This is a genomic window from Pseudonocardia lacus (assembly GCF_018531445.1).
GTDB classification, from domain to species: domain Bacteria; phylum Actinomycetota; class Actinomycetes; order Mycobacteriales; family Pseudonocardiaceae; genus Pseudonocardia; species Pseudonocardia lacus.
Genome location: NZ_JAHDTH010000058.1, coordinates 1 through 22,039 on the forward strand (window position 1 = coordinate 1; position 22,039 = coordinate 22,039).

Below are 22,039 nucleotides of genomic sequence, written 5' to 3' on the forward strand. Positions count from 1 at the left end.
TCAGCCCCGCCCAACAGGCTTCAACCCGGCCCCAACCAGCCGCCCTGACACGCAGGCCAAGGTCCAGCCGGGCAGCAGCGCCCGCAGCGGACCTCCGCCAGCGGGGGAACCCATCGACTGTTGCGTACGGCAGGACCAAACGGCCACACCGCAACTATGGCGTGGTCGGAGCAGCAGAAGTGGTGGTCACCGCTGTTTGCCGCGCCGCAGCAGCACTACCCGGCGGCCGCCTAGCGGTGTCGGGGTGTTGATGAGGCCCGCGACGCTCAACTCCTCGCCAACGAGGCTCATACGACCAGCATTGACGAGCTGGTCGAGCAGCGCCTCGAGCCGCTTCATGATGTCGGGGCCGCGGCGGTTCCATCCGAACAACCTGGCCGCGTGCGTGGTCGCGTCACCGTATGCGATGCCGCCGGCGTCGCGGACCAGGCTGAGGAGGGCGAGCTCAAGCTCCACGGAGTGGATCTGGTCGACCGCGCGACGGCACCCGTCCACAGGGGTACGAACGCGCACCGCGTCTGCACCGGGCTTGTGGAGGAAGTTGCCATCGCGAACAACGCCTGAACGCTGCACCGCGATGTCGATGTTCTCCCGAATGCGGGACCCGATCTGCCCGATGTTCCACGCTTTCCGGAAGCGCTGGTATACGACCTCAAGATGCACCGGGCCTTCCAGATCCACGATCGCGCTCACCGCCGTACTCATCGCCGACACGACAGCGAGCTCGTGCGGTTCGGTCCACCGCGGACGCCGACCGATCTCAGCCATCGCGTAGGGCACTGCCCAATCCGGCGTGGCCGCGAACTCGACGGCTTCGAGCTCGACGACCGGGCCCCGGTTCGTGGCTCCGCCCGTGCCACCTCCGAGCAGGCCTCGCACCGGCGCCTGGACCGCGGCCTCGATCGCCGCGAACAGCCGCTGCTCGGCGCCCTGACGGTCCCGGTACCAGGCAGTTCCCCAGATCCGGTGCATGGTCCAGCCCAACCCGGTCAACACCTGGTCGCGGAGCCGGTCGCGATCTCGGGCGACGCGCGAGGAGTGGTACTGCACGCCATCGCACTCGACGCCCAGCACGAACACGCCGGGGTGACCAGGGTGGTGGACGGCCATATCGATCCGGTAGTCGGCCGCCCCGACCTGCGGGGTGACGTCGTACCCCCGGGAACGGATCGCGCTGATGACCGACTCCTCGAACGGCGACTCGGCGTCGCCCCCGGTCGGGGTGTCCAGCGCGAGCGCTGCCACTCCGCGTTCGGCGAAGTCCAGGTAGTTGCGCAGGTGCCGCAGGCCCTCGCTCGAGGCACCGGGGGTGATGTCACCGGCTCGGAGCGAGGTGACCACCTCGTTGCGGTAGCGGGCCCGGGTGATGGCCACGTTGAGCCGGCGCCATCCACCGGCCCGGTTCAGCGGACCGAAGTTCATCGTGGTCTTGCCGACCTCGTCCGGCCCGTAGCCGAGCGAGAAGATCATGACGTCGCGCTCGTCACCCTGCACGGACTCGAGGTTCTTCACGAAGAACCCGTCGAGGCGACTTTCAGCGAAGTGCTCGTCGAGTTCTGGCCGTTCACGGCGGGCTTCCTCGACCGCGGCCTCGACAGCCGTCGCCTGGGCCTCGGAGAACGTCACGACACCGACCGAGCGCCCGGGCCTGGTGCTGTAGTGGTGCATCACGAGCTCGGCGACCTTCCGCGCCTCGATCGGGTTGTCCCGCGTCGAGCCGCGCCGGTACACCCCTGCGACGGGAACCAACTCGACCCCCACGTCGGGGCCTTCGTGCTCGGCTCCCGGGAAGGTGATCAACTTGCCGTCGTAGAACTTCGCGTTGGAGAACGCGATGAGCGACTCGTGCCGCGAGCGGTAGTGCCACTTCAGAGTGAGGCTGCGGTAGGCCCCCGACGACTTCGCCAGGTCGAGGACCGACTCGAAGTCCTTGGCGTCGTCCGCCTCGTCGGTCCACTCGTCGCCGTCGTCCCCGGCGAGCTTGAAGAAGCTGGTCGGCGGCAGCTGCTTAGCGTCCCCGGCGACGATGAGCGACCGGCCCCGGTAGATGCAGTTGATCGCGTCCATCGGAGCCACCTGGCTGGCCTCGTCGAAGATGACGACGTCGAACACGAGGTCGGCGGGCAGGTACTGGCTGACCGCCAGCGGCGACATCATGAAACACGGCTTGATCGCCTGGGCGACGTCCCGGGACCGCTGGATGAGCTCGCGCACGGGCATGTGCTTGCGCGTCTTCTCCGACTCCCGACGTATGACCGCGGCTTGCCCGACGACAGTGCGCGGACGCCGCCCGTTGCAGGCGTCGATGATCGAGCCGACGGCCGTGGTGACCACCCGCCGGTCGAGCTCGCGGAATTCCGCGACGAGGGAGTCGCGGGCCTGGGACCGCACCGTCCGCAGCGCTCGGTCGGTGGCGATCTGGTGGTCCACCCACTCGGTGAGGACGGCCTTCTCGACGACCGCGGGCACCTGCTCCGCCGGCAGCTGCTCCCGCATGCAGAATTCGACCGATTCGGCCACGCCCAGCTGCCGGAGTGCGTCCCGGCTGTCCCGGAACGCGGCCCACTCGTCCTGACCCGCGGAGTCCTCCAGCAGCGCGGCCAGCAGGTCGTGGGCGTCGGCGACGTCGTCGAGCTCGGCCAGCAGATCCTGGTGCCGCGCGGGTTCGAACGCCTCGACGACCGCACGACGGCTGGCTTGCCACTGCGTGCTCGCCGCGCGCAACGCCTCCACCTTGACGCTCGCGGCCAGAGCGTGGACCTGCGAAGGGACCAGCGCTGACCCCGCGAGCTTGCGCATCGCCCTGGCCCACCGCGCCGCCGCGCGCAGCGCTTCGAGATCGGTCTGCTCGCCCCGGTAGAGGGCGCCGCAGGCCGCCTGGTGGCGCTCGGCCGCGGCGGCGAGCTCGGATCCGGCCCGGTCGGCGGCGAGCCGCAGGCCGAGGATGCGGCGCGCCTCCCGTGCGGTGCAGCGGCGCCCGGTCGCGTCGTCGACACGGCGCACCGCGTCCCGGGCCATGGGCAGCACGACACGGTGCTCGTCCAGCCACGACACGGCGGCCGCCAGGGAACCGGTCGACAGCTGGGGTCCGGGGCCGACATCGACGACCCGGCCCAGGGCCGCGCGCCACCCACTCAGCGCACCCGCCGCAGACCGCGTCAGGTGCGCGAGCGCCGGCGCCGGTACCGCGCCGTGACCGACCTGGGCCGCCACACCGCTCAGGTCGGGCAGCGGGTAGCGCCGGACGATCGATCGCGCCCGCTCGATGGCGCCAGCGGCACGGGTCGCGTCGGTGGCCCGGCCCGCATAGTAGGCCCCGAGATCGCGGGCATGGGCAGGCGCCGCAGCGTCGAGCGCGGCCGTCGCCGCCTGCCAGGCGACGACGAGGCCGAGCTGGCCACGGGCATCGGCGAAGGAGACGCCCTCGTTCGTGATCGCCACGACCGCGGCCTTGTCCTTCCGGTACGCGCCGGACCAACGGCGCATGCCGGTGTGCTGCGTGCAGAAGCGCTCGTCGAGACCGGCGGCGTCGGATTCCAGGGCCGCATCGGTGAAGTAGCGCCGGGCCGAGGCCTCCGCCGCGTCCAGAGCCGCGACGACCGCCCCCAGGTGGTTCAGTGCCGCGGTGGCCGCGTCGGCCCCGTGCGGGGCCAGCCACCGCGCCTCGGGCCGATCGGCCTCTGCCGCGACGGCGGCGACCGCCAGCAGCGCGTCCGCGTGGTCGAAGGTCTCGGGAGCGGGCAGGCGCAGCAGGGCGGCGATGTCGTCCAGCTCCGCGCGCGCGGTCCGCAGTGTCGCGATGTCGTCGGTGAAGCGGGCGAACAGGTCGTCCATCACGGTGACGGTCAAGTCGTCGACCGGGAGCGGTGCCGGCCGGAGGCCGTCGAGGCGGCGCAGGTCCAACCCCGCAAGAGCGTCCGGCGACGGGATGTCCGACCAGCTGATGCCGGCCGCCTCACCGGCCAGCCGCCGCTGCGCGCGCAGGGCCTCGACCTGGTGGTGCAGCCTCTTCTCGGCCTCGTCGAGCTGGTCCTCCGACAGCTGGGTGAGCCAGTGGTCCGGAACGTCGAGCGGCCGCGTCGCGTAGTGCTCGAGCAGCGTCGCCAGCTCGTCGGCGTCTTTCGGGCCGGAGAGCTCGAACGCGTCCAGCACGGGCCGGTTCACCTGCAGGATGTCGTCGAGGTCGGTCAGATCCCGCTGCGCCGCTTGCAGCCGCGAGACCATCGCGCCGGCGTGCCGCACGTCACGCCACACGTAGCTGGCGCCTTCGAGCGCCGGGCGCCAGGCCTGGCTCAGGGTCGACGCGTGGTGCCTGATCTCGCCGAGCAGCTGCGGGGTCAGACCGGCTACGGGCCGGCCCGTGGCTGGCGCGGTCGGTACCTCGGCCCGCTGCGAGACCCACCCGATGACGGTGTGCAGCGAGGCGCCCAGCTCCGCGCGCGGCTCGTTCATCGCGGCGGCATACCGGTTGAGCTCGACCTGGCGCCGCCGCAGCTGGTCGACCTCCATCGCGCTCATGCCCGCCGGAGCCACCGGCCGGGAGTCCAGCGCGCGCCCCAGCTCGGCCGCGACCTCCTTGCGGGTCACCTTGCTCGAGTGCAGCTCCAGCAGGAACGCGCCAAGACCGACCTCGGTGAGCCGGTTGCGCACCACGTCGAGGGCCGCGGCCTTCTCCGAGACGAACAGCACGGTGCGCCCGGCGTGCAACAGCGCGCCGATGACGTTGGCGATCGTCTGGGACTTGCCGGTTCCCGGCGGGCCGTCCATGACGAACGAACGGCCGTCGACGGCCGCGGCGATGCAGGCCCGCTGCGACGAGTCGGCGTCGAGCACCAGTGGCGTCGCGTGGGCCGGTGCGCGCTCGTCGACGTCCTCGTCCCGGAGCTCGTCGAAACCGAAGTCGGGGACCTCGATACCGCGCCCGCCGGAGGCGAGAGCCGTCACCCCGGCGTGCTCGGCGATCCGCGCCTCGTTGTCGAGCAGGTCGCGGTACATCGCCTCCTTCGCGAACGTGAAGTACGACAGCACGAGGGCGTCGTCGACGCGCCAGCCGCGGCGGCGGGTGACCGCCGAGCGGAACCGGCCGAGGACGTTCTCGGGGTCGATGTCATCGAGGTCGTCCAGCGTCGGCAGCCGCACGTCCGAGTCCGCCAGCTTCAACGCCAGCGCCGGGTTGAGGACAGGGTCCTCCTCCGCAGCCTTGAGGTAGGGCAGCTCCCTGGGGCCGTTGCCGACGAGCTCGACGGGGATCAATAGGAGCGGGCTCGAGTAGGCCTGGCCCGCCGCGTCGGTCCATTCGAGGCTGCCCACCGCCAGGTAAAGGATCCGCAGGCCCCGGTCGAGGTATTCCTGCGTGGCGCGCTTGAGCAGGTTGCGCAACGCCCCGGTCAGGTCCTTGCCACCGCTCTCGGTGCGCAGGGTCACCAGCCGCCGCCGTCCCCGCCCAACCGCGGCGGCCGGAGGTTCGGGCTCCTTCGTCATGTCCACCACGGGGCCACGGAAGGAGAACACCGTGCCCGCCGACAGCCCGCGAACGACCTCGGAGGAGTTGGGCCCGACGATCCGAACCGCGCTCGTCTTGCGCGGCCGGAAGTTCAGCAGGCGGTTCGACGCGGAGAGGTTGACCAGACCGTCCCGCCAGGACGCGATCGCGTCCCGGACGAGTTGACGTCGCTGAGCATCTGTCGAACCCTCACCCACGTGCCGTCCCCCGCCGAGGTAGCCGATCTCTGCGCTGGTCTTCGGCACGCAACCTGCGGCTGTTACGGATGCCCAGGTCACCCAGCGATAGGCACCGTCGCGGTGATCGGTTGCCGTACATCAGGGTGAATCTCGTGGGTATCCGCACAGTCGCGCGAGGCCCAGCGGCGGCAGTTCGGAGGACATAACTAAACGGATATACCACTACCGACTTCGCGGCTTAGGAGGTTGGAGACGTGGGCAAACGTAGGACCGCCGACCCGTCCGTCCGCATGACCCCGGCCAAGCGGAAGATCGAGCAAATCGTGCACAGTGCCAGGGCGGCCGGCATCGGCTCGCTCACACCCGACCACAACCGCCTACGCGGCCTCGCAGGGGAGCTGACCGGGCTGTACCGCCAACTCGAGCGCGCGGGCGGCCAGCCAGCGCTCCAGCGCCAGATCGCCGCGCTGCACAAGCTCATCACCGACGTTTGCGACACGGCACGCGCGCCAGCACCGGCGAAACCAGAGCCCCTGCCCCTGCGCAAGTTGCTGACCCGCGAGTCGGCGGCGCGGCTCGTTCCGACAGCCGCCACGGGTCCGGTGTGGAACGCCGACGCACGCTCGCCTTACCTGCGCTACCCCGATGAGAGCGGCGACAGCGTGCGCACCGTCAGCGGCGGACTGCCTGGGCTGGGAAGACGAGGATGACGTCGCGCCTTTCACCGCACGCCGTGCAGGAAGCCGGCCGACACCTCGTAGCCGCAGAGGCGCTGCTGCGCGGCTGCTCGGTCGAGGTGCGAAAGCAGGGGCGTCACGGCTGGGTACAGGTCGACGGTCGCCGCGTCGAAGTACACATCGCCAAGGACGAGTGGCCGCTCACCGGTGCATTGGTACAACCCGAGGCCGACGTGGTTGTCTTCGTCCGCCGCAGTGACAACATGTCGGCACCGCACGAGTACTTCATCGCCACCCGCGCCGAGGTACTCGACGCGCTGGCGGCCGACATGGCGGCGTTCCTAGCCAGGCACGGCGGGCGCCGCCCCCGCACCCCGGACTCGGACCAACAGACCGTGCACCGAGCGCTCGCTGAACCGTGGCGCGACCGCTGGTCCCTTCTGCTGCAACCGGTCTGACCCGGCAACGGAAACGCCGCTTGTGCGCGGCGACTCCCGCCGCAACCACCTCACCCACGCCGGAGCAGTCATGAACGGTCAGCGGACCAGACGGGTCTCCCGCTTCGCCTGGGAGCGAGTCGATGCCGACCTCGTGCGGAGGATGCTGCTCGCGCGTTACCGGGCCGACGGCTGGGCGGACGACCTGGCTCGGATCGACGAGCTGGACAAGGCCGCGCTGACCGCGCAGGCTGCACGCTCGTTCGGCCGTCCGCTTCAGCTGAGCCACATGTCCGTGCTTGTCGACGTCCTGCGCGATCACTGGGTGCCGGACCTGAACGACGAGGAGCTGGGTGCGCTCTGCGAGTCGGTCAAGCTCGGCCTGAGCGGTGATGCCCGCAGACAACGGACTCGGCGGCGCCGCCAGCAGGAAGAGTTCCTGCGGCAGCGCCGCAACACCGACAACCTGCAGCGCAACCTACGGGCCTGGTTCGTCAAGCTGCACACGACCAGCACCGAGGTCCCGATCTCCGAGGATCGCGTCGGACGCGCAACCGGCGTTGTCGACCTGATCGGTGCGGGCGAGCCCGGCCGCACGCCGTACCAGCACCAAACCGATGCGTGGTCGAATCTGGACGCCCTCGCCGCGGGTCAGCTCGGCGACCGCCGGGGTCTGCTGGTGCTTCCCACCGGCGCAGGCAAGACGTGGACCGCCGTCGCCTGGCTGCTGCGACGCATGGACGCTGACCCGCAGTTGCGGGTGCTGTGGCTGGCCGAGCAACGCGAGCTCGTCGAACAAGCCGCCCGCGCCTTCACCGAGGGCGCCCGGACGATGCCCGCGGACTTCCGCCGGAGCCTGCGCGTGGTGCACTCCACGGCCAACCTGCCCAGTACGCTCGCCGACGCCGGCCTCGACGTCGTCTGCGCGACTCGCCAGTCGATCACCGGTCGCCGCCTCGACACCGCAGCCCGCAACCGCCTCACGCGGTACCTGTCACGGCCCACGGTGCTGGTCGTCGACGAGGCCCACCACATCGTCGCGCCGAGCTACCAGGACCTGCTCGCCCTCGTCGAGCAGGTCCAGCCGGAGGCACCGGTCCTCGGGCTGACCGCGACGCCCTGGCCCCGCGGCGCGGGCATGACCGCCGCGCTGACCCGCACGCTCCCGGTCCGCGTCGCCGACGTCCAGCTGCGCGACATGGTGGCGCAGAAGATTCTGGCCCGACCCGAGTTGCACGTCCTGGACACCGGGATCCGAATCGACCTCGATGCCGACGAGCTCGCGCAGGTCACGACGCGCGACGTGCCCGCCTCCGTGCTGCGCCGCCTCGACCACCACGGCCGCAACGCCCTTGTGGTGCGGACCTACCTCGACCACTCCACTCGCTGGGGCAAGACGCTCGTGTTCGCCTGCGACATCGACCACGCCGCGACCCTGCACGCGGAGTTCGAGGCCCAGGGAGTCGACTCGCAGGTCCTGCACAGCCAGCTCGACATCGACCCGCGCGCCGTCCTCGCCCGCTTCCGCGACCCCGCTGGCCCGCGGGTGCTGGTCAGCGTCGGCATGCTCCTCGAAGGTGTCGACGTCCCGTCGGCCACGACGGCCTTCTTGGCTCGACCCACCACCAGCCGCGTCCTGATGCGCCAGATGATCGGCCGCGTCCTGCGCGGCCCCACCGCAGGCGGTGCGGACATTGCACACATCGTCGACCTGCGCGACCGCTGGAACGACGACGTCGACGTCCTCGGGCCCGAGGACATCCCCGACTACCCGCTCGCCCCCCGCGCCCCGCGTCCCGGACAGCCCGCGCTGCCTCCGATCCTGGATCCCGCCAGCGGCCAGCCGCTGCCCGAGGACGTCGAGCACGCCATCACCCGTGCGCTGGCCGACCGTTACGCCGCCATCAGCAAGGCCCCGCTGCACGGAGTGCGGCTCGTCGGGTTCTACCAGCTCGACGCGCGCAACGTGCCCGTCTTCGCCCAAACCCGCGACCGCTGGGAACAACTCGTGGCGGCCGCCCGAAGCGGGACCAAGGCCTGGAGTAGGACGGCCCTCGAAATCTTCGACGATCTCCCCGCACCGCAGCCACGGGAGACCGAGGTCCGCGCGGTTCTCGAGTTCGTCCGCGCCACCGAGGACGCCCCTCCGCTGGTCGAGTTCACCGCCACCGTGAACCTGGCCGCCGTCGCCCAGGATCTGTGCGCCCGCGGCCCGCTCGACGAGGACCAGCGCCACCGCCACCTCCAGGAGGCTTACGAGTCGACACTGGCTCGCGACGTCTATCCGACGTTCGAGGCGTTCCGCGACGCCGTCCACGCCGAGATCGACCGCCTACGTGAGGGCGAGACCGGCACGAATCCCGAACACCTCACGATCACCGAACACATGTCGCACCGCGAGCCGCTGCGCCCCGGGGAAAGAGACCTCCAAGCGCTGCTGCGCTCTGCCCTCCGCCAGGGTCAGGACCTGCTCGTCGGCGCCGATGAGATTGCCTACAGCTGGATCCTCGCCCACCACCCGCCGGCCGCCGACTGGACGCGTCAGCAGGTCACTAGCACGTGGGCGCACTGGTCGCCCCGCCTCACCGGGCGCTCAGCGGGCGAACCGATCATCCGAGTCAACCGGGCGCTGTGTGTCTCCCCGGACCAGGTACCCGACGAGCTCCTGGAATACCTGCTCTGGCACGAACTCTGCCACCACCTGCGCCCCGCGAACGGCCACGACCCGGAGTTCCGCCGCCTGGAGCACCTCTGGCCCGATGCAGTCGGCCTCGACCACGAGCTCGACACCCTGGCCGAGCGGTTCAGGCTCGACGTCGGTGACGTGCATCGGTGAACGCCCACCGCACACGTCCACTCGGAACGACCGACCGAACCCGCGCACTCATCAGGGTGACGCGCCAACGCCGTCTTGCGGCGCAACCCGTAACCTGCCTGGGCGCGTCGGCCGGGGCACCGCCCGCGAGGAGGGAAAGCACGTGGTCAAGAAGCTGGAAGCGCACGAGCGGCAGATCAGCAAGGTGCTGAGCAGCGACTACGACTACCGGATCCCTGCGTACCAGCGTCCCTACGCCTGGGAGACCGAGCAGGCGATGGAGCTGCTCGACGACCTCACCCAGGCGCTCGACACGAACCCCGAGGAGCCGTACTTCCTCGGCTCGATCGTGCTCGTGAAGCCGCACGACGACCCCGCCGCCGAGGTGATCGACGGCCAGCAGCGCCTGACCACGTTGACGATCCTGTTGAGCGTGCTGCGCGAACTCAGCGAGAACAGCCAGTTTGCCGACAACATCGACCAGCGCATCCGGGAACAGGGAGACCTCCTCCAGGACATCGAACCCAAGCCACGCCTGACGCTGCGCGAGCGCGATCGGGACTTCTTCCGCACGTACGTGCAGGAACCCGGCGGCCTGGAGCACCTGGTGAGCAACCCAGGACCGGCGACGACGAACGACGCCCAGGTGGCCCTGCGTGCCAACGCCTGCGTGTTCCACGAGCAGCTCTCCGGATGGACGGAGAGGCGCAGGGTGGCGCTCGCGAAGCTCATCGACAGGTGGACGTACCTCGTCGTCGTCACCACGCCGGACCTCGACAGCGCCCACCGCATCTTCTCGGTGATGAACGACCGCGGCCTGGACCTGCGACCCACGGACAACTTCAAGGCCCAGGTCGTCGGTGAGATCCCGGAAGAGGACCAGGACACCTACACCACGAAGTGGGAGGATGCGGAGCAGGAGCTCGGGCGGGACGCGTTCTCCATGCTCTTCACTCACCTGCGGATGATCTTCGTGCGCCGCCGCGCGCCGCGCGAGCTGCTCAAGGAGTTCCCCGAACTCGTCCTCTCGCAGTACACCGGACGCCAGCGCCAGTTCGTCGACGACGTCCTTGAGCCCTACGCCGCCGCCTACTACGTGCTGCTGACCAGGAGCTACAAGTCCGCCGTCGGCGCCGAGAACGTCAACCTCTGGCTCCGGCGCCTGGCCCAGCTCGACAACGCCGACTGGCAGCCGCCGGCACTGTGGGCCCTGCGCCACCACGGCGCCGACGCCGGGTGGATGTCGCAGTTCCTCGAACGGCTCGAACGCCTCGCCGCGAGCCTGCTCATCCGGCGCTTCGGCCCGACGGAGCGCCAGCTCCGATACGGAGCTGTGCTGCGCGGACTCGATGCGGGCGAGGGACTCCGCTCCGCTGCTCTCGACCTGACGGCCGAGGAGCAGCAGCACACCATGACGGCGCTCGACGGAGAGATCTACCGGCAAGCCCGGGTACGCCGTTACACCCTGCTGCGGTTGGACGAGGAGCTGGCGGCAGCTCCCGGCGTCTCGTACGACCACAAGATCATCACTGTCGAGCACGTGCTCCCCCAGACACCTGCGGCGACGAGCGAATGGCGCGAGCTGTTCACCGACCGCGAGCGCGCCTACTGGACCCATCGACTGGCGAACCTCGTCCTGCTCAACCGCAGCAAGAACGCCCAGGCGCAGAACTACGACTTCACGCAGAAGAAGGCAAAGTACTTCACCGGAAAGAAGGGAGTCGTCGCCTTCGCCCTCACCAGCCAGGTGATCGCGACTGCGGAGTGGAGTCCGCGGTTGCTGGAGCGGCGCCAGCACGACGCGCTGGAGCTGCTGGCCAAGGCATGGGACCTGTCCGCGTGACATACGCACCAGGAGGTCGTGAGTGACGACCCTGCCCGCACAACGCTTCGTGCTGGCGCAGTCATGGTGGATCGCGAGCGAGCTGGTCCGTCGTCACCCGCACCTGCGCCTCATCGAGACGCATCCCGGAGGTGGGCAGTACGACTGCCTCACCCTCCTCGACAGCCGCAGCGCGAGCCCGGGCTCACTCGTCGACCTCAACCGGGCCGGCAGCATCCACATCAAGGACGGTGCTCGCGAACCACTCGATTGGAACACCGTGTTCGCTGCACGCGGCGGGCACGACATCATCCGGCGGATCGAAGCCGCCGCAGGCTTGCACCCCTCGGTGCCGGCGCCTCCCACCGGACCCACGGCGCTGACGTACCGCGTCCTTGCCCGCATCCTCACTTCCCTGGTCGACGACCGGCGTACCTGGGACGCCCGGAACGGACAGCTCGACTCGTCCGGTCACGACTGCGGCCGCCGCAGCGAACTCGACCGGTTCCCGAGCGTCGTTGAAGCCCTGCGCGACATCCTTCCCGACGACCTCTTCGGGGAGCCCGCCTACCGCTTCTGGATCCTCCTGCGCGATACAGATCCGGTCGCGGTCCTCGACACGAACGGTCGCCTGCACCTTCCTGCCGAACCTCCAGCCGAGCTACTCGCTGTCTATAAGGGATCCGGCCGCTCTCTCACCACTACGGTCGCCGAAATGCTCGGGCATCTTCTGCCTTGACCAGGCAGCTCGGACGACGCTTCACGAGGCCACGCGCACGAAGCGAGTGCGCTCGGCGAGAACCGCGGCGGCGGCATCGAGTTCAGCCAGGCGGGCAGCCAGCGTTGCCACCGCTAGCCGGTGCGGCAGCGCCTCGGAGAACTTCAGCCCTTCCAGGGCTCTGCCGTCGACCTCCGGCAAGCAGAGTCGCTGCGCCGCGTCCGCGGTGCCCGCTCGCCAGAGTTCAGCGGTGAGGTCGCTGCGCAACCTGATCGAGGTGTCGTCGAAGCGCTGGACACCGTCGCTCAGAGCGCCGAGGGTGGCAGCCAGAGTGGCGTTGGCACGATAGCCGGCCCAGGTCCACCAGCGCACATCAGCTCCGCGACCAGCGATCACGGGTCCGGCCGGGTGCACGGTCGTCATCTCGGCGGCCCGGACGTCAGCGAGCACCTTCACTGCGCGCGCTGTCATGCGAACGGGAGGATCCTCGCCGAGGAGCACCTGACGGACGGACCGCGACAACGCGAAGCCCGCTCCACCCGCACCCCTCGTGTGCCAGCGCGCACGGCCGCCGTGGTCGACGGCCTCGACGAAGCAGCGCTTGCGCGCCCAGTCGATCCACGTCACCCGCCAGCTGCGCCCGGCCAGTAGCAACAACCGCGGACCTTCGACCTTGTCCGACAGCAGCGACGGGTCGGTAAGGCCGACCTCCCGTCGGCCCTCGATGACGGTGAACTGCGGCGGTGCGGTGAAGACCGCGGTCATCCCCATGAAGTGGCGACGCCCGAACCGCTCCTCCGCCCGTTGACCGATCATCACCATCTCGCCGTCGGCCTCGACGAAGTTCTCCGCGAGCAGGTGGGCGGCGATCGGCTCGGCGCTGCGGTCGAACGGGGCAAGCCCGTTCCACTCGTCCAGCCACAGCCGACGCCCCACAGCGCCTTCCTGCAAGCACAGCGCGAGCATCTGCTGGGCCACGATGTGCCGCGGTTCGGGCGGCGCCGTCACGGGCTCGACGTACCCGGTCCCCCACAGCCGGAGCAGCCCGGCAGCCCAGAGCAACGATCGCTCGTCGAGGGCGAGGAAGAGGCAGTTCCGCGCGGAACCGGCGCGGCGACCGGTGCGGCCGAGGCGCTGCAGGAAGGACGCCACCGTGACCGGAGCGTTGATCTGCACGACGCGATCGAGGTCGCCGACATCGATGCCGAGTTCGAGCGTCGAGGTCGACACGATCACGCAGTCACGCGCCTCCGCGAAGGCCGCCTCGGCACGGCGACGCTCGTCGGTAGACAGCGACGCGTGCGACAGGAAGGTGGTGATCCCACGTTCGCGCAGAGCGGCACCGAGCTTCTCGACGAGTGCACGGCTGTCGCAGAAGACCAGCCGCTTCTCGCCGCGGTGCAGCGCCGCGAGCACCGTCGCGGCATTGTCGACGGACCCGACGTAGTCCAGCTCGATGTCCACCGGCACCGCAGCCGGGCCCGCGTCCGGGGCGACGACAGCGGCGGGTCTGCTCCCCCGCCCGGCCCCCTGCAGCCACGTGAGCAGCTCAGCCGGATTGCCCACCGTCGCCGACAGCCCGACCCGCTGCACCGGACGCCCGCACACCCTGCTGAGCCGTTCGAGGACGGCGAGCAGGTGCCATCCCCGATCATCTCCGGCGAACGCGTGCACCTCGTCGACCACCACCGCGCGAAGACCGGCGAAGAGGTGGCGGTGGTCGACCTTGGTGCTCACCAGCATCGCCTCGATCGACTCCGGCGTGGTGAGCAGGACATCGGGCGGGTCGCTCAGCATCCGCCGGCGGGCGGTCCCACCGATGTCGCCGTGCCACACGGCCACCCGCCGTCCCATCCAGGACGCGTACCCGGCCAGCCGCGGCTCCAGGTTGTTGAGCAGTGCTTTCAACGGGCAGATGTAGAGCAGCGACAGTCCGGACCAGTGCTGCTCCTCCATGGCGGTGAGCAACGGGAACATCGCCGCCTCGGTCTTGCCGCCGGCCGTCGGAGCGAGGAGCACGGCGTCGCTACCGGCCAGCAGCGGGTCGACCGCTTGCTGCTGCAGGGGTCGCAGGGTCCGCCACCCGAGGCTGTTGACGATGTGGTGGCCCAGGACCGGGTGCAGCCGGTCGACCGTCACGGCAGCTCCAGCTCGACCTCGCCGGCGCTCGACGGGGCGGCGGCGTTGCGCTCCACGTCGGTCAGCTCGCTGGTGGCCAGTGTGAGCGCGTAGTGCGCACGCGGGTCGAAGTCCGCGTGCTCGTCGACGCGATCCAGGACGTCCTGCACGAGCTTGCGGAGGAACAGCCGCGGGGCGATGCCCACCTTCCCGCCGAGCTCACCGGTCAGCGCCCGGGCCAGCTCGTCGACATACTCGTCGTCCACGCGGTCGCGGATGCGGTCCGGATGCCGCGCAGCTCCGCCGTAGAGGTCGCGGACGGCACGGCCGAGTTCGCCGAGGCGCTGCAGGTCGAAGCCGGACAGCCGCAGCTGCACCGCGCGCGGGGAGTCGAAGCGGGGATCGGTTCCGAGGTCGGTGGCCAGCCGCTGCGCCAGCGGGGGCAGGCGCTGCACGCCCTGCTGCCCGTCGAAGAACGCCGGCGTTCCGGTGATCACCAGGAAGAGGCCGGGGAACCGGTTGGCGTCCAGCTCGTCGAGGAGCTGCCGCAGCGCGTTGAGCCCCTTCTCCCGCACGTCGCCGCGGACGCGCTGCAGCGTCTCGATCTCGTCGAGGACCAGCAGCAGCCCGGGGTGCCCGCAGTCGCGCAGGACCGTGAGCAGGCCCTGGAGGAAGCCGAGGGCGGCGAAGTGGTCGAGGTCGCCCCGCACCCCGGCGACCCGACGTGCGGACGCGGCGACGGAGCGCTGGCCGCCGATCCAGGCGATGAGCGCCTCCGCGGTGGCCGGGTCGCCGTCGAGGCGGGCCCGCCGGTAGCCGCGCAGCGCGGCCGCGAACGCGGGGGTGGTGCGAGCGACCTCGGCGAGCCGCTGCTCCATCAAGCCGTCGACCGCGGTCGCGAGCGCGGCGGTGTCGGCGCTGTCGATCTCGCCCGAGTCGAGCACCTCCTCCTCGAGCGTGTAGAGCCAGGAGTCGATCACCGGCCGCAAGGCGCTGGGTTGGTGGGTGGCCGTCGTGAGGCGCTCGGTAAGCCTGCGGTACACCGTCTCCAGCTTGTGCAGCGGGGTCTCGGTCTCCGAGACCTGGATCTCCGACGTCGCCAGGCCCCCGCGCTTGGCGCGCTCGGCGAGCCAGCGGACGAAGAAGGTCTTGCCGGACCCGTACTCACCGCGGATCGCGTGAAAGGCCGCCCCACCCCGGCTGACGGTGGCGAGGTCGTCCTGCAGTGCGTCGGCGAACCGGTTCAGGCCGACCGCGAACAGGTCCAGTCCCGCGGCCGGGACCGTGCCGCGCCGCAGTGCGTCGATGACGGCACGTCGGCGGGCTTCGCTGACGGTCACCGGGACTCCACGCCGAACTGCATGCGGAGTAGGTCGACGTCGAGACGCACGCTGCGACCGCCGCTGTCGGCCGAGAGCACCCCGTAGCCCTCGACGTTGAGCAGGCGCTGCAGGGTGGCGATCACGGCGTCGGGGTCGCGCCCGGCCCGGCCGACCGCGGCCGCGACCGCCACCGCGGAGAGGGTCCCGTCCGCGGCCGCCAGGGCGTCGATGAGCGCCGCGACAGCCGGCCGGTCCGGCGCCCTGCGGACGAACTTGCGCTGCTCCTCGTACACGGTCGACGCGACGACCTTGCCGCCGAGTGTCAGCTCCGGCGCCGGAGCGGGCTCGGGCGCCGCGAAGAGGCCCTCGGCGTCGGGAGCGTGGCCGGACGGCTTGCGGGCGGGCTTCTTCGGGGCCCGGCGCGGCGCCGGGACGTCGACCGCCCGACGGCCGGTCCACCACTCCGGTTCCGTGGACTCCGGGGTCAGCACCGACCAGCCCATCGTGACCTGGTCGGGCGACGGGAGGAGCACGAGCACGGGCACGGTCATCTCGGCGAGCGAAGCCCCGCCGTGGTACCCGGCCTTGCGGTGGGTGTACCGGACGTCGGCCCGCCACGGCACGACGACCCGGCCGTCGCCGTAGAGGACCCGCGGACCGGCGAGGGAGATCTCGTCGGGGCCGGGTTCACCGATGCGCCAGCGCGCGGACTCCACCCCGTCCGCGGCCGTCGGGGCGGTGGTCGACCGCTCCAGCACATGGCCGTGGTCGGCGACGAGCACGACCGGGCGGGCGTAGCTGCGCGCGGCGTCGAGCAGCTCGGGCAGGTAGGTGATGTCGGCGAGGCGCCAGCTGGTGCGGTCGCCCTCGCGGCCGTGGTCCAGCGCGTCATCGATGGTGTTGAGCACGACACCGACGACCGTCTTCTCGTCGGCGAGTGCCTCGACGAGGGGTTCGGCGAGCCGGTGCCCCGCGGCCCCGCCGATGCCTGCCTTGTGCACGAGCAGCGCATCGCGGCGGTGGCGGCGCCAGAACGCGGCGAAGCCCGCGTACTCCGCACGGGAATCACCGGTGCCGGCCCGGCCGGTCAGCAGGCTCGTGCGACTGGCCTGGGTGACCGACGGGACGGTCGCGACAGCGGCGATCCGCCGACCGGCCTCGCGGGAGACCTCCGTCCAGGACCGCTCGGCCAGCTGCTCACCCAGCTCCGCCGCGACGGCAGCGCTCATCCCATCGAGGACCACGACCAGCGGCGCTCCGACCGGCAGCAGCGGCACGACGACGTCGTCGAGCACCTGCTCGATCACCAGTGCCCCGGCGGCGTGCTGGGCAGAGGCGTGCTGCGTCCACGCCACGAGCAGGTCGGCGAAGGTCCGGTCCTCCTGGTCGCGGCGGAGCCGCGCCGCGTCGAAGACCAGCTGGTAGGCCCGCCCCACCGCCGGGTCGGTACCCGGTTCTCCGGCCCACACGGCGGTGATCGCGCGTTCGACCCACCCACCGTCCCGGGCGTGCCCGGCCACCCCGGCCGCCACAGACCCGATCGTCGCCGGCGGCGTGCTCAGCCAGCGCAGCAGCCGCACGGCCATCTCGGCGGCGGCGCATCGCTCGGGGAGCAGCCGGGCCAGGTGGTGCTCCCGCAGCGCCTCGAGCGCACCTCCCGCGACGGCCACGGACGTGGCGTCGGGGTCTGCCGAGAAGATCGCGGCGAGGGCGCGCAGACGAGAACGGAACGCCGAGGGCAGGAACGGGTTGGCGTCGAGATCGTCGGTCAGCCCGGCCTCGGCGGCCAGGGCGTCGGCGCGGTCGACGACCTGGAGCACCCGGCGGCGGGCCTGCTCACCGGCCGCTCCGTTGGACTCCCCCGTGGAGACCCACCGTTCGAGGGTGCCCTCGACGGCCTCCACGAACGCCCGGCGCTCATCCGGCCGGACCCGGGCGACCCCGAGCAGCCCGCCGACGGCGACGGCAGCTTCCGCCGACGTGCCCGCCTGGTCGAGCACGCCGGCGATCACTCCGAGCGCCATCGCGTCGCCGGCCCGGCCCTGTGCCACCAGGTTCATGAGGACGACCGCGACGCCGCCCACGCTCTCGGCCAGCCACCTGCTCAGGCCTGCTCGCTCGGCCTCCGCGAGGTCGGCGAACCGGGCGGGACCGGCAGCACCCTGCGACCACTCGAGCAGGGTGCCGGCGTCGGTCGGGCCGTCCCCGATCCCGAGGCGTGCCTGCAGCAGCGCCCGCACCGCGACGTCGCGGGTGAGGACCGGGCCGCTGCGCCGCCAGCCGCCGGTCGGCTCGGCGTCGAGCAGCGCGTCGACCAGCCATCCTTCCTGGCGCACCCGCGCGTCGATGTCGCCGGCCCCGAACCGGCGAGCGACGATCGCGGCCCGGTCGACGGTGAGCGTCATCCGCCCGATGGCGTGCGCGAGCACGTCCCAGCCGAGCGACGCGTCGTCCACGGCGGTCGTCAGCACGAGGACGCCGTTGCCCCCGCGTTCCCGGTGGGTCTGCCAGGCGTCGACGATGCCGAGCACCGACTGCTGGTCCTCGACGCGGATCGACCACGAGGTACCGGCTTCCTCGACGGCGAACTCGGACTTCGCCCCGGCGGGGTAGCGCCCGTGGACCAGCACGAGCTTCCGGTCGCGGGCGCGCGGCAGCTCGTCCTTCAGCAGCTCCTCGACCATCTTCTGGTCGACCTCGGGCACCGCCATGCTCAGCTCTCCCCGGTCGGCTCGTCCACGACCCGCCAGGTGAGCTCGAACCGGGCCCGCGGGTGCTCGGCGAGGAACTCGTCGAGGTCGCGGAGGGCGCTGCGGATCTCGGTGGCCGTTCCCACCCGCGACGCGGGCGCCCCAGCACCGGTTGGCTTCGGCGGCACCGGCGGGAGGACCGGCGGCACCACCGGTGGAAGCGGCGGGGTGACCACCCGGGCAAGACGGGCAGCTTCGGTGATCAGGGCGACTGCCTCCGGCCGCACCCTTCCCAACACCGCCACCAGGTCCTTCTCGAACTGATCGGAGCGACCGGCGTCCGCCACGGCGGTGACCAGTCGGTTCACCCGATCACCGAGCACCTCGTGGCCGAGGTACCCGCGCACGGACTCCAGCAGCGACCACTCGACGCCGTCCAGGGCCGCGAGAACCGCGGGCGCCGAGCTGATCGCCGTGCCCAGCACGACGTCGGAGGCCCCGGGCGACCCGCCAGCCAGCGCCGCCACGAACTGCGTCGCGTCCCGGAGGCCGGACAGTCGCGCGAGCAGCTCGGCAGCCTGTCGGGCCGTCGCCGTCCGGGCTCCCGGCTCGTCGAGACCGAGGTCGGCGGCGTGCTTGTCCAGCGAGCGCCAGAGACCGGTCACCGCTGGTTCGAGCTCGGTGACCTTCGCCCGGGTCTTCTCGACCAGCGAGTTCACGTTGCGGGCGAACAGCATGTCGGGCACGCTGATGCCGAAGAGGTCGGCGACCCGGGCCCGGGCGGTGGCGAACTCCTCGGCGGTGGGCAGCTCCTGGGCGCGCAACGCGTCGCCCGACTCGATCTTGTCGAGGTCCGGGGCGTCCACGACCGTGCCGCGGTGCACCCACGCGCGGTCAGAGAGCAGCGCATAGGTCGCGATCACCAGGTTGGCCACCGGGCGCTCCAGGCCGGTGTAGCCCAGCTCGGCGATCCAGCGCCGGATGTCGTCGACCGCGAGATCACCGGTGACGCCGTGCGCGGCGGCCTGCTGCTCGATGCGCCGCCGCCACTCCACCTCCAGCGTGAGCGGACCGTCGCTGACCACTCCCAGCTCCAAGCCGTGCACGATCCGGCGCATCAGCGGCAGCTGCTTGTCGTCGACGACGACCCGGCGCTTTCCCGTCTCCATGGCCCTGGTGATCCAGCCCAGCACGGTGCGCAGGTCGCCGAGGGTGACGGCCTTGCGGGTGCCAGCGGGGTCGAAGTCGGGGTGCTTGGGGTAGAGCGTGCCGAACAGGCCGTCCACCAGCACCTGCGCGTTGTGCTCGAACGACGCGCCGCCGGCCGGGCGCGGGGTGAACCCGGGCAGCAGCGACAGCACGTTGACGCCGTCGAGCTCGACTTTGACGGTCGCCTCGTCGGGCCGGGCGATGCCGTAGGCCTGGTTCAGCGACGCGATCAGCTGCGACGACAGGTTCTCCCGCTGCGCCATCAGCTGCTGGCGCACCCGCGCGCGGTCGTCGCTGGACATGTCCGTCGCGTACTCGTCGAGCCGGTCGCGCTCCAGCAGGTGGGAGATCTTGAGCAGCCGGCCGAGCTGGGACATCTTCTGGTCGGACAGGAAGTGCGGCAGCCACACGACGGTGGCTGCGTTCAGCCCGGCCCGGCGGAGCTTGCTGATCCGCTCGACGTCGTCGGCGGGGTAGAAGCCCGGGACGTCGAACGGGTAGTCCAGGACGAACCGCACCCGGCCGTCGAAGCCCGGCTCGAACTGCAGGTCGGGCACGTCGGTGGTGTCGCGGACGTTGGCGAACACGAACTCGGCGACGCGCCGGCTGCCGCGCCAGACGAACTCGCGCTCGCACACGAACTCGCCGGTGTCGCGCACGCCCAGCGCCGACCACAGCTGCTCCTTCACCCAGACCCGCCGGGCTCCGATCGAATCCTTCTCCCCGACGGCGTCGAGCAGCGGCTCGATGTCGAGGTCGGACAGGTGCAGGCTGAACACCGGGTCCTTGTCGCCCTCGGAGCGCAGCTCGCCGAACTCGGCCTGCAGCGCCTGCAGCCGGGTGACGACCATCGAGCCGGGCTCGACGGTGCGGGAGCGGATCGAGCCGAGGTTGAGCGCCGCGATCCGGCTGCCAGTGAGCCGGGCCAGCGCCGACAGGTTCGGCGCAAGCGAGGCGAGCAGCAGCGTCTTGACGAATCGGTCGTCGGCGATGAAACGCGGGTCTGATTCGCTGCCGTAGCGTTCCAGCAGGTTGGCCCGGACGCGCGCATGGAAGCGGTGCGCGGCGGCGGCTTCACGGCGCAGCCGGTCGGTGAACGCGTCACCGGTGCCGTCTGCGAGCACGTCCCACAGGTCGCCGAGCGGGATGAGCTGGCCGAGCGTCATGTCCCCGCGGCGCCGGTAGAGCATCTCCTGGAGGAGCTTCAGGCCCGAGCGCTCGCGCTGCAGGTACCCGGACAGGACAACGAGAACGTTGAGCAGGGCTGGCGAGAGCGGGTAGACGCTACGGAAGTCGTCCCATGTCGACTCGGTGGCGCCAGTGGCGTCCAGCAGAACATCCCGGTCGCCAGGCCGAGTGGGCTCGATCGCCGCGAACGCCTCGGCGAGCAGGTGCTCCTTTCCCGGCTGGGGCTTGAGGACTCGCTCGCGGACGATCGCCGGGAGGTTGCTATCCTCAAGACTCACCACATCGAATCGCTCGGCGAGATACCGGACCTGCGCCTCCAGGTTCTTTACATCGGCGCCGGTGACGTCTTCCCCGACCAGCTTGGTGAGATCGCGCTGCCGGGAGATGAACGAGACGATCGGCAGTGCGCGCTCCCCCGCCCCGGACTCGATCAGCTTGACCAGCTTGCTGACCTGCGTGTTGACGAACTCCTGGTTGCTCATGTGCGCCTGCAGCCACAGGATGAGCTCGTCAAGGAACAGGACCAGGCCCTGGTAGCCGAGGTCGCGGGCGTGCTGGGCGATCACCGCCAGCCCGTCCTCCAGTGGCAGGAACGCATCGGCGTCGCCGGCCGCCCCCCGGGTGTAGGACGACATGGGTCCCGACAGCAGCGCCGACTCCAGCGCGCGCCGCACCGGCGAACCGGCTCCGGCGGCGAAGGCGGTGTCCAGCTCGGCGGTGGTCCAGCCGGTGGCCGGGGAACCGTCGATCACGTCGAGGTCGTCCGGGTCGGCGGCGGTGCCCGCGTCGCCGAGCCAGCGGGCGAACGCCGCGTCGTCGGCGAGGAACTCGCGCTGCCGCCGGGCGTCGGCGAGCATCGCGTCGGACCGGTAGACCGCCGGCACGGGCGCATCCGGGTGCAGCCGCCGGACGGTCGTCACGTAGCCGCCGAGGATCGCGGCGTCGAGGTCGGTGGCGCCGATGAGGTGGTAGGGCACCATCAGGAACCGCTTGTCGCGCAGCCACTCGTCGTGCGCGGCGATCACCGGCTGCAGACCGGGCTTGCTGCGCGCCTCGGGTGCGTTGTTCAGCACCGCGTGTAGCACGGTGAGGAAGTGGCTCTTCCCGGAGCCGAACGAGCCGTGCAGGTAAGCGGCCTGCGGTGTGCCGTCCCGCACCCCGGCGCGCACTACGGACAGCGCCTTGCCGAACGCCTTGCGCAGCTGGTCGGTGACGACGTACTCGCGTACCCGCGCGGCCGTCTCCTGCTCGGTGAACCCGCCGCTCAGCTCGACCTTGAAGTCGCCGGCGTGCACCGACTCCGGCAGGTTCAGGACGTCGCGCAGGAACGTCTCGGTCACTAGCCTGCCTCCAAGGGGGCC

At 71.2% G+C, this 22,039-nt stretch carries 10 protein-coding genes; 5 read left to right on the top strand and 5 right to left on the bottom strand.

What is annotated here, in order from left to right; all coding sequences use genetic code 11:
* Positions 1-186: 186 nt before the first annotated feature.
* Complete coding sequence (locus tag KIK08_RS14805; protein ID WP_214403716.1) at positions 187-5,748, bottom strand: DUF3320 domain-containing protein; 5,562 nt, start codon at positions 5,746-5,748, stop codon at positions 187-189.
* Positions 5,749-5,972: 224 nt separating this feature from the next.
* On the opposite strand from KIK08_RS14805, the gene KIK08_RS14810 reads away from it, so the two are divergent.
* The 5 genes from KIK08_RS14810 (at position 5,973) to KIK08_RS14830 (ending at position 12,172) form a co-directional block, all read left to right on the top strand.
* Complete coding sequence (locus KIK08_RS14810) at positions 5,973-6,392, top strand: hypothetical protein (protein WP_214403717.1); 420 nt, start codon at positions 5,973-5,975, stop codon at positions 6,390-6,392.
* The gene (locus KIK08_RS14815; RefSeq protein WP_214403718.1) at positions 6,389-6,817 is read left to right on the top strand and encodes a hypothetical protein; all 429 of its coding nucleotides are present in this window, start codon (positions 6,389-6,391) and stop codon (positions 6,815-6,817) included. Before KIK08_RS14810 ends, KIK08_RS14815 begins: the two co-directional genes overlap by 4 nt.
* Before the next feature lie 70 nt (positions 6,818-6,887).
* Positions 6,888-9,632 carry a DEAD/DEAH box helicase gene (locus KIK08_RS14820; protein ID WP_214403719.1) on the top strand — a complete coding sequence of 915 codons (2,745 nt, stop codon included), beginning with the start codon at positions 6,888-6,890 and terminating at the stop codon, positions 9,630-9,632.
* A gap of 142 nt (positions 9,633-9,774) precedes the next feature.
* The gene (locus KIK08_RS14825) at positions 9,775-11,454 is read left to right on the top strand and encodes a DUF262 domain-containing protein (protein ID WP_214403720.1); all 1,680 of its coding nucleotides are present in this window, start codon (positions 9,775-9,777) and stop codon (positions 11,452-11,454) included.
* 22 nt (positions 11,455-11,476) lie between these two features.
* Positions 11,477-12,172: a TY-Chap2 family putative peptide chaperone gene (locus KIK08_RS14830; protein WP_214403721.1), complete on the top strand. Its 696-nt coding sequence runs from the start codon at positions 11,477-11,479 to the stop codon at positions 12,170-12,172.
* A gap of 21 nt (positions 12,173-12,193) precedes the next feature.
* Here KIK08_RS14830 and KIK08_RS14835 read toward each other — a convergent pair whose 3' ends face one another.
* Genes KIK08_RS14835 through KIK08_RS14850 form a run of 4 tightly spaced genes read right to left on the bottom strand, consistent with a single transcriptional unit; the run spans position 12,194 to position 22,018 of the window.
* A complete protein-coding gene (locus KIK08_RS14835; RefSeq protein WP_214403722.1) occupies positions 12,194-14,290 on the bottom strand; it encodes a DEAD/DEAH box helicase in 2,097 nt (698 codons plus the stop codon).
* Positions 14,287-15,609 carry a BREX system ATP-binding protein BrxD gene (gene brxD / locus KIK08_RS14840; RefSeq protein ID WP_214403723.1) on the bottom strand — a complete coding sequence of 441 codons (1,323 nt, stop codon included), beginning with the start codon at positions 15,607-15,609 and terminating at the stop codon, positions 14,287-14,289. The genes KIK08_RS14835 and brxD overlap by 4 nt, the downstream gene beginning before the upstream one ends.
* Positions 15,606-18,302 (bottom strand): BREX-2 system phosphatase PglZ, encoded by a 2,697-nt coding sequence (pglZ, locus tag KIK08_RS14845; RefSeq protein WP_214403724.1) that lies wholly within the window; start codon positions 18,300-18,302, stop codon positions 15,606-15,608. The genes brxD and pglZ overlap by 4 nt, the downstream gene beginning before the upstream one ends.
* Before the next feature lie 2 nt (positions 18,303-18,304).
* Positions 18,305-22,018, bottom strand: coding sequence for a DUF6079 family protein (locus KIK08_RS14850; protein WP_214403725.1), 3,714 nt, complete (start codon positions 22,016-22,018; stop codon positions 18,305-18,307).
* Between the last annotated feature and the right edge of the window lie 21 nt (positions 22,019-22,039).

Bases quoted from the DNA above. Each gene is read 5' to 3' on its own strand.
- KIK08_RS14820 (WP_214403719.1), top strand. From the start codon at position 6,888: ATGAACGGTCAGCGGACCAGACGGGTCTCCCGCTTCGCCTGGGAGCGA.
- KIK08_RS14810 (WP_214403717.1), top strand. From the start codon at position 5,973: ATGACCCCGGCCAAGCGGAAGATCGAGCAAATCGTGCACAGTGCCAGG.
- KIK08_RS14815 (WP_214403718.1), top strand. From the start codon at position 6,389: ATGACGTCGCGCCTTTCACCGCACGCCGTGCAGGAAGCCGGCCGACAC.
- pglZ (WP_214403724.1), bottom strand. From the start codon at position 18,302: ATGGCGGTGCCCGAGGTCGACCAGAAGATGGTCGAGGAGCTGCTGAAG.